The organism is Echinicola rosea (assembly GCF_005281475.1).
Taxonomy (GTDB): domain Bacteria; phylum Bacteroidota; class Bacteroidia; order Cytophagales; family Cyclobacteriaceae; genus Echinicola; species Echinicola rosea.
On the sequence record NZ_CP040106.1, the window covers coordinates 5,432,273 to 5,448,661 of the forward strand.

The 16,389-nt window shown below is 47.9% G+C and carries 14 protein-coding genes; 2 read left to right on the forward strand and 12 right to left on the reverse strand.

What is annotated here, in order from left to right; genetic code table 11:
- Entirely contained in the window at window positions 1-1,182 is a 1,182-nt protein-coding gene (locus FDP09_RS21140) for an efflux RND transporter periplasmic adaptor subunit (RefSeq protein WP_137404496.1), read from the forward strand.
- Window positions 1,183-1,184: 2 nt separating this feature from the next.
- Window positions 1,185-4,295, forward strand: a complete 3,111-nt coding sequence (locus FDP09_RS21145) for an efflux RND transporter permease subunit (RefSeq protein WP_229683319.1) — start codon at window positions 1,185-1,187, stop codon at window positions 4,293-4,295.
- Between the two features lie 7 nt (window positions 4,296-4,302).
- On the opposite strand, the gene FDP09_RS21150 is transcribed toward FDP09_RS21145, so the two are convergent.
- From FDP09_RS21150 to FDP09_RS21205, 12 genes are all read right to left on the reverse strand, one after another.
- A complete protein-coding gene (locus FDP09_RS21150) occupies window positions 4,303-4,626 on the reverse strand; it encodes a hypothetical protein (RefSeq protein ID WP_137404497.1) in 324 nt (107 codons plus the stop codon).
- Between the two features lie 25 nt (window positions 4,627-4,651).
- Entirely contained in the window at window positions 4,652-5,032 is a 381-nt protein-coding gene (locus FDP09_RS21155) for a DUF2255 family protein (RefSeq protein WP_137404498.1), read from the reverse strand.
- Between the two features lie 8 nt (window positions 5,033-5,040).
- Window positions 5,041-5,436: a (R)-mandelonitrile lyase gene (locus FDP09_RS21160; RefSeq protein WP_137404499.1), complete on the reverse strand. Its 396-nt coding sequence runs from the start codon at window positions 5,434-5,436 to the stop codon at window positions 5,041-5,043.
- A 78-nt stretch (window positions 5,437-5,514) separates the two neighbouring features.
- Window positions 5,515-6,378 carry an aldo/keto reductase gene (locus FDP09_RS21165; protein WP_222840305.1) on the reverse strand — a complete coding sequence of 288 codons (864 nt, stop codon included), beginning with the start codon at window positions 6,376-6,378 and terminating at the stop codon, window positions 5,515-5,517.
- Window positions 6,379-6,396: 18 nt separating this feature from the next.
- Window positions 6,397-7,593 carry an NAD(P)-dependent alcohol dehydrogenase gene (locus tag FDP09_RS21170; RefSeq protein ID WP_137404500.1) on the reverse strand — a complete coding sequence of 399 codons (1,197 nt, stop codon included), beginning with the start codon at window positions 7,591-7,593 and terminating at the stop codon, window positions 6,397-6,399.
- A gap of 238 nt (window positions 7,594-7,831) precedes the next feature.
- Complete coding sequence (locus FDP09_RS21175; RefSeq protein ID WP_137404501.1) at window positions 7,832-8,710, reverse strand: helix-turn-helix domain-containing protein; 879 nt, start codon at window positions 8,708-8,710, stop codon at window positions 7,832-7,834.
- Between the two features lie 24 nt (window positions 8,711-8,734).
- Window positions 8,735-9,214, reverse strand: coding sequence for a cupin domain-containing protein (locus FDP09_RS21180; protein WP_137404502.1), 480 nt, complete (start codon window positions 9,212-9,214; stop codon window positions 8,735-8,737).
- Between the two features lie 12 nt (window positions 9,215-9,226).
- Window positions 9,227-9,802 (reverse strand): DapH/DapD/GlmU-related protein, encoded by a 576-nt coding sequence (locus tag FDP09_RS21185; protein WP_137404503.1) that lies wholly within the window; start codon window positions 9,800-9,802, stop codon window positions 9,227-9,229.
- A gap of 236 nt (window positions 9,803-10,038) precedes the next feature.
- Window positions 10,039-11,493 carry a decarboxylating NADP(+)-dependent phosphogluconate dehydrogenase gene (gnd, locus tag FDP09_RS21190; RefSeq protein WP_137404504.1) on the reverse strand — a complete coding sequence of 485 codons (1,455 nt, stop codon included), beginning with the start codon at window positions 11,491-11,493 and terminating at the stop codon, window positions 10,039-10,041.
- A gap of 264 nt (window positions 11,494-11,757) precedes the next feature.
- On the reverse strand, window positions 11,758-13,170 hold the full coding sequence (locus FDP09_RS21195; protein ID WP_137404505.1) for a TolC family protein: 1,413 nt from the start codon (window positions 13,168-13,170) through the stop codon (window positions 11,758-11,760).
- A gap of 9 nt (window positions 13,171-13,179) precedes the next feature.
- Complete coding sequence (locus FDP09_RS21200) at window positions 13,180-14,556, reverse strand: HlyD family secretion protein (protein ID WP_137404506.1); 1,377 nt, start codon at window positions 14,554-14,556, stop codon at window positions 13,180-13,182.
- Between the two features lie 6 nt (window positions 14,557-14,562).
- Window positions 14,563-16,194: a peptidase domain-containing ABC transporter gene (locus FDP09_RS21205; RefSeq protein WP_137404507.1), complete on the reverse strand. Its 1,632-nt coding sequence runs from the start codon at window positions 16,192-16,194 to the stop codon at window positions 14,563-14,565.
- Between the last annotated feature and the right edge of the window lie 195 nt (window positions 16,195-16,389).

Below are 16,389 nucleotides of genomic sequence, written 5' to 3' on the forward strand. Positions count from 1 at the left end.
ATGAGCAATAAAAAGACCCTTTTCATTTCTGCTGGAATCTTGATCGCCTCCACCTTGGTGGTTTTCCTGATTTTTTTCACAGAGCCTACCGCCCAGAGTGAAGGAGCCACCAAAACCACGGCGATGCTAGTAAGTGTGGAAGAGGTCCATAGTGGCACTTTCGTTCCTGAGTTTATCACAACCGGATCTGTCCAAGCGGTGGACAACATCAATTTAAGCGCCCAGGTAAATGGTGAAGTGGTCGAGCGAAGGAGTGAATTTGTCCCTGGTGGCATGGTAGAAAAAGGCGAAGTACTCTTGAAGATCAATCCCGCCGACTACCAAAATCAACTGGCCTTGCGCAAAAGTGAACTGGCACAAGCAGAGACCAATCTTCAGATCGAAATGGGACGCCAAAAAATTGCCGAACAGGACCTGTCCCTGATCGGTGGGGACACCCTTTCGGAAAAGGAGCAGTCACTGGTCCTCCGCAAACCGCAGCTGGAAGCTATCAATGCCCAAATCCAATCTGCAAGAGCGGCCGTGGACCAAGCTAGCCTAAACCTTCAACGCACCGTCATCAGGGCTCCCTTTGATGCCCAGATCATCACACAAAACGTCACGCTGGGCTCACAGGTGGCAGTAGGCGATGACTTGGGCAGACTGGTAGGCACCGAAGCGTACTGGGTGCAGGTCACCCTTCCGGTCCGGGACCTAAAATGGCTACAATTCCCAAACGACGACCAAGAATTGGGCGATACCGTAAAAATAAAAAACACCAGTTCCTGGGAATCACAAGAATACAGAAACGGCTACCTGTACCGCCAGATTGGAGCACTGGACCCACAGACACGCTTGGCGCGCATCATCATTAAAGTGCCGGATCCATTGGGGATGCGTTCTGAAACTTACCTTCCCAGGCTGCTCATTGATGAGTTTGTCGAAGTCTCTGTCAAAGGCAGCCCTATCAAAGAAGTGGTCAGGTTGGACAGGGATTACTTGAGAAGTAATGAAACCGTTTGGGTAATGGAGAATAAAAAACTCGCTATTCGCAAAGTGCACATCAAACTGATGGATGCCCATTATGTCTATATTTCCGAAGGGCTGGAAGATGGCGAGCAGGTAGTCACCACCAATATCAGTACCGTCACAGACGGCGTTCCCCTTAGGATTGAAGAAGACACCACCACTAATACCAGATAACCTTGGAAAAGCACAGCGACAAAACCGAACACAAGGGGATCATTGCCTACATGGCTACCCATTCCCTAGCGGCCAATATCCTCATGATGCTGCTGGTGGGCGGTGGCATCTATACGATGTTTACCATCCAGAAGGAAGTATTTCCACAGTTCCAGCTGGACTTTGTAAACGTCTCCGTGGTCTATCCCGGTGCGGCGCCTGAAGAAGTGGAGCAAGGCATCCTGATGCCCGTGGAAGAAGCCATCCGGGGCATTCAAGGGATCAAGGAAATCACCTCTACGGCAAATGAAGGATCCGCCCAGGTCAGCATAGAGCTGGTCGCCGGCACCAACAGGATGAAGGCCTTTCAGGACATCGACCAGGCCGTCAACCGCATCCGTACATTCCCCGATGATATTGAGGAGCCCGAAGTGGTCCTGCAGGACCGGCAACGGGACGTGATGCAGATTTCCCTCTACGGAAATGTGGACATCTGGACCCTGAGAAAGCTTGGGGAGCGTCTCCGCAACCGGCTGTTGAGCCAACCGGAAATCACCCAAGTGAGCCTTGACAATGTGCCCGATTATGAAACCCGCATAGAAATCCCCCGCCACAACCTCCGAAAATACCAGCTCACACTGGGGCAAGTGGCTGATTTGATAGACCAGTCCAGCAGGGATGTACCAGCAGGTGCCATCGAAACCAATTCGGGCGAAATCCTGCTCAGGATGAAGGAAAGAAAGCAATGGGCCAAGGAATTTGGAAACATCAACATTGCCTCCTCGCCTTCGGGCGCACAGGTAAAATTACAGGACATCGCCACCATTACGGACGGCTTTGAAGAAACAGGTTTTCACGGACAGTTTAACCAGACCCCTGCGGTCAGCATGGAAATATTCCGTGTCGGGGACCAATCACCGCTGGACATAGAGGAATTGGTAAATGAACTTTTGGCGGACTTTCAGCTCCCTCCGGGAGTGCATTATCGCATTGACAGCAACAGGGCGGAAGATTATCGCGAGCGCCTTTCCCTGCTGACCGAAAATGGCCTGATGGCAATCGTGATCGTATTAGTGATCCTCGCCTTATTTTTGGAGTACCGGTTGGCCTTTTGGGTCATGATCGGCATGGTCATCTCCTTTATCGGCGGGATCACTTTTTTGCCCTGGATCGGTGTCAGCGTGAACATGATTTCAATGTTCGGTTTTTTGGTCGTTCTGGGCATCGTGGTAGATGATGCCATCGTGGTCGGGGAAAATGTCTTCGAATACCGCCAAAAGGGATATAGCATCATGGACGCTTCAATCAAAGGCACCAAGGACGTCGCCAAACCGGTACTCTTCAGCATTTTAACGACGATCATTGCTTTTTTTCCATTACTTTATATCCCTGGCGAAACCGGCAAATTCTGGTGGCCACTTCCTGCAGTGGTGATCGTCATACTCAGTGTTTCCCTGATAGAAGCCTTGTTCATCCTTCCCTCCCACTTAGGGCATATCAAGCGCCGCAAGAAAAAAGGGATCATCCTGAAACTGGAAAGCTATCAAGCCAAATTTGCCAAGGGATTTGAGTGGTTCATAGACACCTACTACCATCCTTTTCTGGACAAATGCCTGGAGTTTAAGTACATCACCTTGAGTATAGCGGTCGGATTGTTGGTGATGGTCGGCGGATATGGACTAAGCGATCATATGGGGATTATCTTGATGCCGGAAGTGGCGGCAGACGAAATCGAAGCGGGGATCAGGCTGCCAGTGGGCACCACCCCTGACCAAGCGGCTGCAGTGGCCGAAGAAGTGACCACGGCCACCAGGAAAATGTTTGAGGAACACAACTTATATGAAGTCGCAGAAGGGATCAAAACCAATGTCCGCGGGCAAAACTTCATCGATGTGGAAATCGTCATGCTTCCACCTGACCAACGGGACATTTCTGCTAGGGAGATCATCGCCCTGTGGCGGGACAACATCGGCGACATCCGTGGTGTGGACCAAATTACCTTCGAAGCCGAACGCGGTCCAGGTGGTGCACGACAGGCCATCAGCGTGGACCTGAGCCATTCGGACATAGCGGTTTTGGAAAAAGCCAGCAACGCCTTTGTCCAAAAGATGAATACCTTCGAGAATACCCGGGACGTAAGCGATAATTATAACAAAGGAAAAATACAATACGACTTTAAGCTTTTGCCACAAGGACGAAACCTGGGCCTTACCTCCTCTGAAGTAGGCAGGCAAGTACGCAACGCTTTTTTTGGAGCCTTGGCCATGCGCCAGCTCCGGGGCAACGATGAAGTGGAAATCCGTGTAAAACTACCACTGGAGGAACGGAAAGACATTCGAAATCTCGAGGATTTCATCATCCGGACGGACGAAGGCATCGAAGTCCCTCTCATGGATGTAGTGGAGGTGGTCCAAAAAGAGGCCTTTACCTCTATTAACCGACGGGACGGCCGACGCGTGGTCAATGTGGGCATGGACGTAGAACCTTCCAATGCCGTCAGTCGAGTGCTCGCATCCATAAATGAAACGGTACTTCCACAGCTCCGGGCTGATTTCCCTGGGCTCACGTGGACTTTCGAAGGCAGTCAAGCAGACATGAGAGAATCCACGGACTCGCTGTGGGGAACCTTCACCATGGCACTCCTGCTTATTTACGCGCTGTTGGCCTTGGCCTTTGGCAATTATACCCAGCCGCTCATTGTCATGACTGCCATTCCGTTTGGGATCGTAGGTGCGGTAATCGGACACATTTTACTGGGGTATGACCTGTCTCTGGTCAGCCTGATGGGCATGATTGCCCTAGCGGGGGTAGTGGTAAACGATTCCTTGATCATGGTAGATTATGCCAATAAAATGAGAAAGGAACTTTCTGCCTTTGACGCTATCCATGAAGCGGGACTAAGACGCTTCAGGCCTATCGCCCTGACCACCTTAACTACCTTTGGTGGGCTTACCCCCATTATCATGGAAACTTCCAGCCAGGCCTATTACCTGATTCCCATGGCCATTTCACTGGGGTTCGGCATTGTATTCGCCACTTCCATCATTTTGGTGATCGTTCCCTGCCTTTACCTCTCCCTTGAGGATATCAAGCACCTTTTTGCAAAAATAACATCCAACGAAACAACTACCTGAGGCTACTTCAGATGGCTGAACACCTCAGTATAAGGTAATGTAAATCCGCTACTACCCTGTCTTCCTTTTTATGGGCAATGGCATTTTTAAACACGGGCATGCCGCCCATTTGGCCTGTTTCATATGGATCCAACACATACTTCCATTTTCCATTCATGCTGGTAAACGACCTGTTTTGGGTATTGGCTATGAATGTTTCCTGACTAACCCCATCTCCAAGGGCAAAAAAGAATAGGATAAAGGATAAAAAAACAGTCTGCGGTAATCGTTCATGCTTTATATGGCTTATGGTTTCGATATTTAATTTCAGGGCTAAAATACCGAAAAACATGCTGCAAATCCGTTGAGATGTTTGCTTATTGGGCAGCCAAAACCTCCACAGTAGCGGCCTTCGCTCGGTCACTGATCATGGGAGCCAAGTATGGACTCCCTCCGTATTTTTCCCGGTACGCTTGATCAATCTTATCATTTAGCTCACCTGATATTGGCTCAAACCGCACTTTCTTTTCCAGTCCAACTGCGGTGATTTTACCGCTTTTTTGACCCATGGCAGCTTGATACCACCTCGAACCAATCCCATTATAGGCACGGACATATAACCTGCCGTCCACGGCTACGGACCAAATCCAAGTGAGGGTGCCAAAAGTCTGACCGTCTTCCCGAAAAGGAGCGATGTGAAAATCATCCTTTTCTGCAATTTGCTGGACTTCCTCTTTGCTCAATGTTTCTGATAGCATTTTACGATCTATTTTGAGTATTGCTCATCTGTTACTTTTTCCATCCAAGTCACCACAGTACCATTTACCTCCTCTTGAATGGCTATATGGCTCATGGCCTTATTGGAGGAAGCTCCGTGCCAATGTTTTTCATTTGGCTCAAACCAAACGATGTCCCCTGGCTTAACGACCTCTATCGGCCCTCCCTCCCGCTGCACCCAGCCCAAACCTGACTGGATGATCAGCGTCTGACCTGCTGGATGGGTGTGCCAAGCCGTCCTGGCACCTGCCTCGAAGGTCACTAAGGCACCAGCCGCTTGGGTAACTTCCCTTTTGGGAAATAAGGGATCGATCCTCACCGAACCTGAAAACCAATCTTCAGGCCCTTCCATTGAATTCAGTTGTTCATTTTTAACAATTTCCATCGTATTTGTGGTTTTATTTTAATATCCTTCCATGATTACGATATGGTACAGGCAATCATAAAACGCCAAAATTACTTGTTAATCCCCCGAAAACACTGGAAACACAGTAGCCTCTCCATAGTCATTTATCTGTTCGAGGTGCTTTAAATGCTCCATATCCTTATCGGAAATTTCAAAATCCAATGCAGCATTGGCCTTCATATGCTCCGGATTGGCTGTTTTTGGCAATGGTAACAGTCCCAATTGCAAATCATATCGAATGCTGAGCTGTGGCACGGAAACACCATATTTTTCAGCCATTTGGGCCACCTCCTTATCTTTGAGCAACTCGCCATGTCCTAATGGTGAATAAGCTTCTATCAAAATGCCCTTATCCTTACAAAACCGGATCAAGTCGGCCGGGGTATTCTTGATATGGGCCAGGATTTGGTTGACCATAGGCTTAATGGTACAGGAAGTCAAGATATTTTCAATATCGACTTCCTTAAAGTTTGAGAGGCCTATTGCCCTTAGTTTACCGGCCTCATAAGCTTCTTCCAAGGCACGCCACGCGGCACGGTTCCCTTCAAAATACCGGTCCTCACCCTGGTATTCTTCCCATGGCTTTGGGCTATGGATGATCATCAAATCGACATAATCAAGGCCCATTTTCTCCAACGAACCATCAATTGCAGCTTTGGCACCTTCATAGGTCTTCTGCTCAGCTGCCAATTTACTCGTAACAAACAGGTCTTCTCTTTTTAAACCGCTTTCACGGATTCCCTTTCCCACACCAGCTTCATTTTCGTAGGCCTGGGCGGTATCGATGTGGCGATAGCCGATTTCCACCGCTTCCTTTACAGCTTGCGCAGCATCCTCGTCACTGATAAACCAGGTACCTAGTCCCAGTTTTGGAATTTCCACCCCATTTGACAATGAATATTTCTCTTCTAAAATCATCATGTGTACTTTTTTATTGACTTAAAATGTAGCGGCATCGATCACATACCGATACCGCGCTTCTTTGTTGACGACCTTTTCCCAGGCGTCATTAATCTCCTCGGCCGCAATTTTCTGAATCTGCGGCCGGATGCCATTATCCGCACAATAATGGACCACCTCCTGTGTCTCAGGGATCCCTCCGATCAAAGACGCATTAAAATTTACCCTTGAAAATGCTAGCATCAGATTGTTAAGGGTTATTTCTGAGGCATCTGGCATCCCTACGAAGGTGAATGTTCCCTGAGGCTTTACACACGCCACATATGGTGAAACGTTAAACTGGTAGGGAATGGTGCAGATCATATAATCCAAGGTCTTAACGAAGGCTTGCATGTTTTTATAATCCTCATCCACGACGATTACTTCCGTGGCTCCCCACGATTTAATATCCGCTACTTTTTCGGTGGTGGTGGTAAAGGCATATACTTCGCCCCCCTTGGACACCGCTAGTTTTACCGCCAGGTGACCAAGCCCTCCGATTCCCGCTACCCCAACCTTATCCCCTACTTGAAATTGCGCTTTCATGAGTGGCGAATAGGTGGTGATTCCTGCGCATAAAAGAGGGGCCGCTTCTTCAAAACTGAGCTGGTCGGGAATGTGTACCGCAAAATGGTCCCGCACTACCATCTTATTGGAATAACCTCCCTGGGTAATTCCTGAAGGTGATTCCTCAGAAGGATATCCGTAGGTAAATACCGTCTCTCCGCGATCACAAAAGTGTTCCTCACCATGGGTGCAGCTTTCACACTCCATACAGCTGTCCACCATACACCCTACCCCGGCACGATCGCCCACCTTGAACTTGGTAACGTTTTTGCCAACTGCCGATACCACACCGACGATCTCATGACCGGGTACTTGGGGATACACCTGCTTGCCCCAGTGTCCTTTTTCCTGGTGGATGTCAGAATGGCAAATACTGGAAAACTTAACATCGATCAGGATATCATCATCCCCTACCGGCCTCCGTTCAAACTCCCATGGGCTTAACACACCGGATTCATCTGTAGCTGCATAGCCCTTGGCTTTGATGGGTTCTACGGTCTTTCCCGCTGTTTCCCCCTTGGAAAAGACTGAAACTGGATTGGATAAGGTCAGGCCTGCCCCCAAAACGACCGTCTGCTGGATAAAAGCTCTCCGGGAGCTGTCATCTGATATTTGGGATTTCTTTGTCATATGTCCTATGGTGAGGTTTTAATTTCCTTTACACTTTCAACATTACAAATTTCAAACTTTCACCTATCAAAAAATAAAGCTTTTCAAATCATTTATTAAAAAAATCAAACCTCACATGAACTGCTCAAATAGATCATAACAAACAGAACAATAATTAGTTAAGGAAATACCAACAATATATCGAACCTAATACCGGAACAACAAACCACATCCCTGCCCCCATCACAAGTTAACATAATCAAACTTTCTCTAACCGAATAGCCTTGGGCGTAGTACCGGTCTGCTTTTTGAAAAAATTGTTAAAATACGTAGGATAATCAAAACCGAGCGCAAAAGCAATTTCACTGATGTTCCAGTTGGTATGGTGCAATAAAGCCTTTGCCTCCACCAACACGCGATCGGACACATGGGCGGAAGTGGGCTTTCCAGTAACCTCCTTCACCGCCCTGTTCAAATAGTTGACATGGACATTCAGCTGATTGGCATAATCCTGCGCTGACTTTAGCGCTAAAGGCTTACTGGACGTCTCAATGGGGAATTGCCGCTCCAGCAACTCCAAAAACACCGATGTCAACCGCGAAGAAGCATTTTTCTGCTGCTCAAAATCCTCTGAAGGCTGCAGCTTCATGGCCTCGTGTAATATCAAATGGATATAATTACGGATCAGCTCGTCCTTAAATGGATAATCAGACTGCTGCTCTTCGATCATTTTCTTGAAAATCCCGTTAAGAAATTCACGTTGCTGCTCATTGATCAGCAGTATCGGCGTACCGCCCAACTTGAACAAAGGGGATTGTTGCAGCATATCGCTTCGGTCTGATTGAACCAAAAACTCCTCGGAAAACAAACAAGTATAACCAACATACCGTGTGGACAATGTTTCCCAGGAATAAGGGATATGGGGATTGCCAAAAAACAAGATGGTATCATCTGCTTCAAAACTCCGGTCGGAATAGTGAATAATACTTCTTCCTGTGGTCAGGCATATTTTATAAAAATCCTTCCTACTGTAAATCTTGGTTGCATTTCCATCCTTTTCGATCTGAAACACATTAAACCCCCTAAGCTTTAACTCATTGTTAAAGTCTGATACTGACCGTTCAATTTTAGCTTCCATACCTCAAAATAAGAAAAAAGCTCCTCATTTACTATTGTACACTTCATCGCTTACAGGCTCCATCCACTCGACAATCCCCTTGTCCGTGTTGGTTACCACATACATTTGCTGCAATCCCGTATCGGGACTGGCGCCATGCCAATGTCGGGTATTGGGCGGACACTTCACCACATCACCCTTTTTCATGATTTCGATGGGCTTCCCTTCTATTTGGTGGTATCCTTCACCATCGGTAATGATCAGAATCTGTCCTCCCGGATGGGTATGCCAGTTGCTTCGTGCTCCCGGCTCGAAATAGACATTCCCTACGACTGTATGATAAACGGAATCATTCGGAACCAAACCAATATTATAGGCATTTCCGGTAAATAATTCCGCCGGTCCTTTATTTCCTTTGGGAAAAATTGCCTCCAAGGATTTACCCTCCCCTTTGGACGCTTCCTGTTGATGACACCCTTGTATTAGCAGGCCTATCATTAGTGATAATAATGTAATTCGTTTCATGGCATTAATGGTTTATCGGTTTAGATCTTTAATGATTTTTGCGGGAACGCCCGCGACCACACTATTGGCCGGAACATCCCTATGTACCACTGCACCTGCTGCTACCACTGCATGCTCTCCTATCGTGACACCGGGCAAAATTGTGGCATTGGCACCTATCCAAGCATTCCGCTTTACCAATACTGCTGCTGGCACCATGGTTTTTCGGGCAACGGGATCCACTGGGTGGTTTTCGGAAGTAATGTTCACACGGGGACCGATCATCACACCATCTTCTATGGTAATTCCTCCCAAATCCAAAAAACTACAGGCATGGTTGATAAAAACATTGCCCCCTAACCGAATATGCTTCCCCACGTTGGTATAGAAAGGAGGGAATATAGTCGTACTTTCCGGAATAGGTTGTCCAATGATTTCTGAAAGACAAGCCCGGATTTCCGCTTTCGTCTGCGCAGAATTCAGCTTATGGGACAACACTAAAGTACGATCTACCGCCTCCCCAATTTTTACATATTCCGCATCATCCATGGATATGGCCTCCCCTGAAAGCAGCCGCTCAAAAATATCTCTTACCGGTACACCTCCCATATAACAATCTTACTTACAACAAGTTGACAATACAACAAATTTAATATTTACCCCTAAAACAAATTAACGATAATCAAAGGAAAAATTAAGGAAATCAAACCTGATCATATCAAACGCTCCAATCCCCTCTCGGAACGAAAAAAGCCCTCGGCCATCGGACAGTATCCAATGACCAAGGGCTTCAAGGCTTTTTTTCCAATAGCACGATAAGTTGCCAAGCCTAAAATGTTGGTGCGTTAACTGTTATAGGCCGTCGAAACGGTATCGGCACCTTCTCCTGTCCAGTTGGTGTGGAAGAATTCCCCTCTAGGCTTATCGGTCCGCTCATAGGTATGGGCACCAAAATAGTCGCGTTGTGCCTGAAGCAGATTGGCAGGAAGCCGCTTCGTCCTAAACCCGTCAAAATATGCCAAAGCAGCGCTCAGGGCCGGTACTGGAATACCGTTGGTCACGGCAGCGGCACAGACCTTTCTCCATCCTCCTTGGGCATTTTGTACTTTTTCTTTGAAGAAATCATCCAACAATAAATGGGGAAGACCAGGATTCTTGTCAAAGGCCTTCTTGATATCTCCGAGGAAGGCAGAGCGGATGATACACCCCCCACGCCACATCAAGGCTATATCGCCATAGTTCAAATCCCAATCATGCTCCTTGGAAGCTTCCATCAACAGGTTGTAGCCTTGGGCATATGAAGTGATCTTGGCACCGTACACCGCCATTTTAAGGCTTTCCAGCATCTCTTCCTTGTCACCATCAAAGGTAATTCCCGGCGCCTCAAACACCTGGGACGCCTGATCACGAAGCTCCAATTGGGCACTCAGGAACCTGGAAAATACCGACTCGGCAATCAGTGTCAACGGTACTCCCAAATGCATCGCTTCTATCCCCGTCCACTTTCCAGTACCTTTTTGGCCGGCAGTATCCAGTATTTTCTCCACCATCGGCTCGCCATCTACGTCCTTATAGGCCAAAATATCAGCGGTAATCTCAATAAGGTAGGAGTCCAGCTCTTCACTGTTCCATTTTTTGAAGGTCTGGTGCATCTCGTCATAGCTCATGCCCAGCACGTCTTTCATAAACTGGTAGGCCTCGGTGATGATCTGCATATCCCCATATTCGATGCCGTTATGGATCATTTTCACATAATGGCCGGCACCGTCGGCACCCACCCAGTCACAACAGGGCACGCCCCCGTCCACTTTTGCAGATATGGACTGGAAGATTTCCTTCACATGAGGCCAGGCTTCCTTGCTCCCTCCGGGCATCATGGACGGCCCGCGTAACGCGCCGATCTCTCCGCCCGATACGCCGGTTCCGATAAACTGAAAACCTTTGCTCTCCACATATTCGGTACGGCGGACCGTATCGGTAAAATTGGAGTTTCCACCGTCAATGATAATATCGCCTTCTTCCAAGTGGGGAATGATCTGCTCAATGAAGCTGTCCACCGGGTCGCCCGCCTTTACCAGCATCATTACTTTTCTGGGTTTTTGCAAGGAATCCACCAGTTCCTTTACCGAATGGGTGCCGATGAAGTTTTTTCCTGCCCCACGTCCTTCGATAAACTTGTCCACTTTTTCTGTTGACCTGTTGTAAACGGCTACGGAAAATCCTTTGCTTTCCATGTTCAGCACCAGGTTTTCGCCCATTACCGCAAGCCCTATCAGGCCTATATCAGCCAATTTGCTCATAACGTTCTTTTTTGTCTTTTGATTAGTGTTTCGTAAAGTTTGGGAAAGTTAACATAAATCCCGCTAATTTTTAAGTCTAGGGGCAGTTCTCATCACGATTTGGGCCATCAAACCTGTACAGATCGATTATAAACCAAAAAATCACCATCCATCCTACTCTCCACTCGTCTCCGAGGATATTCTCCCCGCAAGATCATGCATCCTTCATTTCATTGGACTGTCCTCAGCGCCACAGGCACTTTGGCCAGGTTTAATCCACTGACACTACTGTACCTCCCCCGGAACCTCCAGCGTATTGGAAAAATAGCCAAACTTCAGCTTCTCCAGCTGCCACTTGGTAATCAAGTCCACCAGTTTGAGTTGGCCCTCCAGGTATTTCTCCTGCCGCTTGTTCAGCAGAAATACAGAGCTTTCCCCATAGTTGAACTTCTCGGATTCCGCCCATAACAACCGCTCATATCCCTCGACGTTTTGCTGCTGATTCGCCACTTGGTTGGCCAGCAGCCCTATTTGCGCTTGACTGTTAAGCACCTTGTTTTGCAGCCCGAGTGTCTTGTTTTCCAGGTCCAGGAGCTTTTCCCGTACCTTGATCTTGCTGAGCTGTAGGTTTCCCCTTTCGCCCCTCAAAAGGAGTGGAAAGCTAAAAGAAAAACCCCATTTATAGTCGTTTTCATTGTATCCCGGCAGCCCTTCCCCGTCCGGGGTAAGCAGCGGCATGTATTTAAGCTTAAGCTTAGGCAGGAGTTTTTCCTGTTTCATCCTCCTCTCCGCCTCTAAAGCGGTGATGTCCAACCTGCTCTTTTGGAGCATGGGATGCTGCTCCAACGAATCAATGGCATATGGTGGCACCGTGACTTCTTCACGGAGGGATTCAAGTTGCTCTGGTGCCCGCCCCTGGAGGTAGGCATTTCCATCTTGGTCCCACAAGAAATTTTCCAGGTTCCGTACCGTGGACACATAACTGGACTGTGCAGATTGCAACAGGTTTTGGCGATCTTGCCATACGGTAAAGGCTTCCAAGGTATCCATGGCCGTCTTTTCCCCATTTATATAAGCCGTTTTGGTATTTTCGAAGTAATTCCCGGCCAGTTCGACGCTTTCTTTTACGATCGACAGGGACTGGTGGCTGTTGGCCCAATAAAAATAGGCCTCGGCCGCGCTGAAATAAAGGTCATTGGTCTGAAGCACCTGCTCTTGTTCGGCGATTGCCGCATAGGCCTTCGCCTGCTTCAGGGCTGTCCTGCCTTCGTCCATCAGCAGGCCTTGGAGGACATTCAACTCAATGCCTGCATTCCAGAGCCCATCGTCCCCTGCGATATAGTTTTCCGGGTTCAGGTTATACCCCGAATTTTTCTCATACCCGGCCACGAGGTCAAAGCCCGCCACGGTAGGAATCCTCACACCTGAAGCAAGCTTGCGGTAATAGATTTCCTCATCATAATGCTTTTGGCTGAAATCTGCACTGGCTACGGGGTCAAAATTTCCACGCGCCGCCCGCACCGTTGCTTCTGCCTTTTGGGCATTTAACCTCGCCTTGGCAGACAAGGGATGGTGTGCCAGCACATCCTGAATGTACTGTTCAAAATCAAGCACCCCACTATCTTGTGCCTGGGCTCTCGGCAACAGGCACATGGTACATAAACACCAAAAATATGTATAGATTACCACCTTGATCATGTCGATGCTTTATTTTACCGATTTTAAGGGAGCCTTTAACTTGATCCCTTTGGGGTTGGCCTTCTCTTCGCTATAATAATCTGTGGGGAAGCCATTCAGTTGCCGCCATATTTCGTACCACAATGGCACATCGTTCAGCAAAAGGAATGCGCGTGCCCCGGTGCCGATGCTGAGCCTTTCGGGCCACTTACGGTCATCCGGATCGGGGGTGACCAGCAGCCTGTAGTACCCATTGGTACTAATAAACCGGTCCATGGCCACTACCTGTCCGGAAAATATCCCCGTGGATGCCTCCGGCCAGCCACTGATGACGATGGCGGGCCACCCATCAAAGCGCAGGCGAACCTTTTCATTTTGCTGTACCAACGGAAGATCCCGTGGACGTACGTACACTTCCACGGCCATGTCCACCCTGTCCGGAACAATGGTCATGATATCGGTGCCCTCTTTGATCATTTCCCCGAGGCCCTTTGTTACGGTCTTAGTGACGTATCCAGACTGCGGTGCGGTCACATAATACCGTTCTTGCCGTTCTGTATAGTTTCTTAGCTGGTTGCGCAGTTTGGAAGCATCGGCGAAGGTTCCCAATTTGGAAGAAAGGGCCGTTTGGATGTCCGACTGCACCTTTGCCAGCTTGTCCCGATATTCCCTTTCGGTGGAAGATATCTGGAGGTCCAGGTTGAGCAGTTCGTTGCGCTGGTTGGTCAATTTGTTTTGCTGTACGGTCACTTTGGCACGTGTTTCCTGTACCTTCAGTTCCTTCTCCTGCAGTTCGGTTAGCGACTTGAGTCCTTTCGAATGCAACTCAGTAGTCCGTTGCAATTGGTTTTCGGCAATGGAAAGATTGGTCTTAAAGGCCACCAGGTCCATGCTGTCCATTTCGACTTTGTTCTGAGCCTGCAGTATCTTGTTGTCCAGCTGCCGGAGCTTAAAGTCAAGTGCTTCTTTCACGGCCTGGTACTGCGAGCGCAGCGCAGCCACCTTCATTTCGTAAGAATCCGCACTTTGGGTCTTTGCGTCCAATTGCTCGGTGGTCCTTTCCAACAGGTTAGGGTCAAAGTATTCACTCTTTGCATCGGAGATATGGACCAGCGTATCGCCCTTTTGGACAAAGTCCCCCTCCTTGACATACCACCGTTCCAACCGACCCGATATCACTGACTGGATGGCCTGTGGCCGTTGCTCTGGCGACCGGGTGGTGACATAGCCATCGGTTTGGATGTTTTGGGTCCACGGCAAAAACATGGAAGCTCCAAAGACCACAAAAATGATCAGAAAAGTCCTGCGGGAAAACTGGAAAGCCTTGGCATCTTCCAGTACCTTAAAGGCCTTAAAGTCCTTTTTTTTGATATAATTATGGATACTGTTTTCAGAGATATTCAGCATAGCGGATTACAGCTTCACGGTCATTGTACTTCTTTTCAGCCATTCTTGGTCATCACTGATGACCATCAAGGTCCAAGGCCGCTTTTCATCGGTCAAGTATTGGATCAATTTGACCTTTTCGCCCGTAGGAACATTGACCAAAGGATCTTCCATCAGCAATAACCCGGGACAGTGGCAAATGGCCCGCGCCAAGTGTATTTTTTGGATCACACACCTCGGGGTCCTTCTTCCCCCACTGTCCATAATGGTTTCCAGCCCTTGGGGTAATCCCTTAATATAGTCTTCCAAATCCAAGTCTCGCAGTACCTGTAAGAGTTCTTTTTCCGAAACCTCCCTGCCCACCAGGATATTTTCACGGATAGTGGCATTAAAAATCTGGTTAGAGGCAAAGACGACACCCAACTGCTGATGAAGGCTTTTCCGGCTCAGCACGTTATACGAAATGTCGTTCAGCAAAACATCGCCCGACTCCAGGTCCTGCACCCCTGCGATGACCTGTAGCAAGGTGGATTTTCCTGATCCCGTCTCGCTATTTAGCACTGCTCTGGCTTTGGCCGGAATGACCAGGTCAAGATCGCTAAAGACAGGTTCCAAAGCGTCCTTGTGCTTGAAAGTGGCTTTTTTCAAGGTCAGTGAACAATCCGAATTCGGGGAAATTACCTCCTGGCCTTTGCGCTGTTCAAGTTCCAGATCGGTCACAAAACCAATTTTGTCAAATGCCGTGAGCACATCATATACGCTGTCCCACACCTGTAGTAGCTTTTCCACTGAATTGATGATCAGGATGATCACAATTTCCGCAGCCACAAACTGCCCAATATTCATTTGTTGGTTAAACACCAACAGTCCACCCACTACCAGAATACCCGCAGCAATCAGTATCTTAAAGCCCACAAAAGATTTGAACTGGTCCATCAGCACCTTAAAATGCGACTCCCGACCGTGGATATAATCGGCGGTAATGCTATCGGTCTTCCTCAAGTGGAATGAAGAGGGATCGTTTATCTGAAAAGTCCTTCTTGCCCGGCCGATTTCTTCCAGCCAGTGGGCCAATCGATACTTGTATTTACTTTCCTCCAAACTGGTGTCCAGTCCGATTTTTCCGGTAACCTTTACCAAGACATAAAGAATCAGGATCATCACCAATCCCATACCGATAAAATAAAGGCTATAAACTGAAAGCAACAGGAGTCCAAATAAAATCTGGAAGGTAGATACGGAAAGGTCAATCAATATCTTCGGCAGGCCTTTCTGAATGGTCAGCGTGTCAAAAAAACGGTTGGCCAGTTCCGGTGCATGGATGCTATCTACCTCTTTGGCCTTCATTTTCGGAAACCGAAAGGCAAATTCAAAGGCCGACCGGGCAAAAATATCTTGCTGGATATTCTCCACCAAACGTAGCTGTAGCACTTGGAGCACCCCTGCCACGGCGATGCCCAGTAATACGACAATGACCAAAATAAACCAAGAGGAAGACAACTGGCCGGTCTGCAGAAAGTTGATGATGGCCTGAATACCCAGTGGAAGAGACAGGTTTACGACGCCAATGAAAACGGCATAGGTATAAATCTGCCTTATCTCGGGCTTATAAAGTTTCAGTAGCCGCCACAGCCTCTTCAAAGGTGATAAAGTACTCATAAAGTTTACTACAGATTAATCGAAATAGTTGGATACCTTTTTCAAAACCATTAAACACCAAAACGGTACTCAAGGTTACTAAAATTTTCAATTCTGATGGCGGTAGGAGTGCGAATTTATAAAATAAACGCTTAAAACAGCAATTTCATTCGACTTTATGTATAAAAATTCATTTTTTGATAACACCTTAGCAGA

Coding starts and splice junctions, on each gene's coding strand:
- FDP09_RS21140 (WP_137404496.1), top strand. CDS start 1: ATGAGCAATAAAAAGACCCTTTTCATTTCTGCTGGAATCTTGATCGCC.
- FDP09_RS21150 (WP_137404497.1), bottom strand. CDS start 4,626: ATGTTTTTCGGTATTTTAGCCCTGAAATTAAATATCGAAACCATAAGC.
- FDP09_RS21155 (WP_137404498.1), bottom strand. CDS start 5,032: ATGCTATCAGAAACATTGAGCAAAGAGGAAGTCCAGCAAATTGCAGAA.
- FDP09_RS21160 (WP_137404499.1), bottom strand. CDS start 5,436: ATGGAAATTGTTAAAAATGAACAACTGAATTCAATGGAAGGGCCTGAA.
- FDP09_RS21165 (WP_222840305.1), bottom strand. CDS start 6,378: ATGATGATTTTAGAAGAGAAATATTCATTGTCAAATGGGGTGGAAATT.
- FDP09_RS21170 (WP_137404500.1), bottom strand. CDS start 7,593: ATGACAAAGAAATCCCAAATATCAGATGACAGCTCCCGGAGAGCTTTT.
- FDP09_RS21175 (WP_137404501.1), bottom strand. CDS start 8,710: ATGGAAGCTAAAATTGAACGGTCAGTATCAGACTTTAACAATGAGTTA.
- FDP09_RS21180 (WP_137404502.1), bottom strand. CDS start 9,214: ATGAAACGAATTACATTATTATCACTAATGATAGGCCTGCTAATACAA.
- FDP09_RS21185 (WP_137404503.1), bottom strand. CDS start 9,802: ATGGGAGGTGTACCGGTAAGAGATATTTTTGAGCGGCTGCTTTCAGGG.
- gnd (WP_137404504.1), bottom strand. CDS start 11,493: ATGAGCAAATTGGCTGATATAGGCCTGATAGGGCTTGCGGTAATGGGC.
- FDP09_RS21195 (WP_137404505.1), bottom strand. CDS start 13,170: ATGATCAAGGTGGTAATCTATACATATTTTTGGTGTTTATGTACCATG.
- FDP09_RS21200 (WP_137404506.1), bottom strand. CDS start 14,556: ATGCTGAATATCTCTGAAAACAGTATCCATAATTATATCAAAAAAAAG.
- FDP09_RS21205 (WP_137404507.1), bottom strand. CDS start 16,194: ATGAGTACTTTATCACCTTTGAAGAGGCTGTGGCGGCTACTGAAACTT.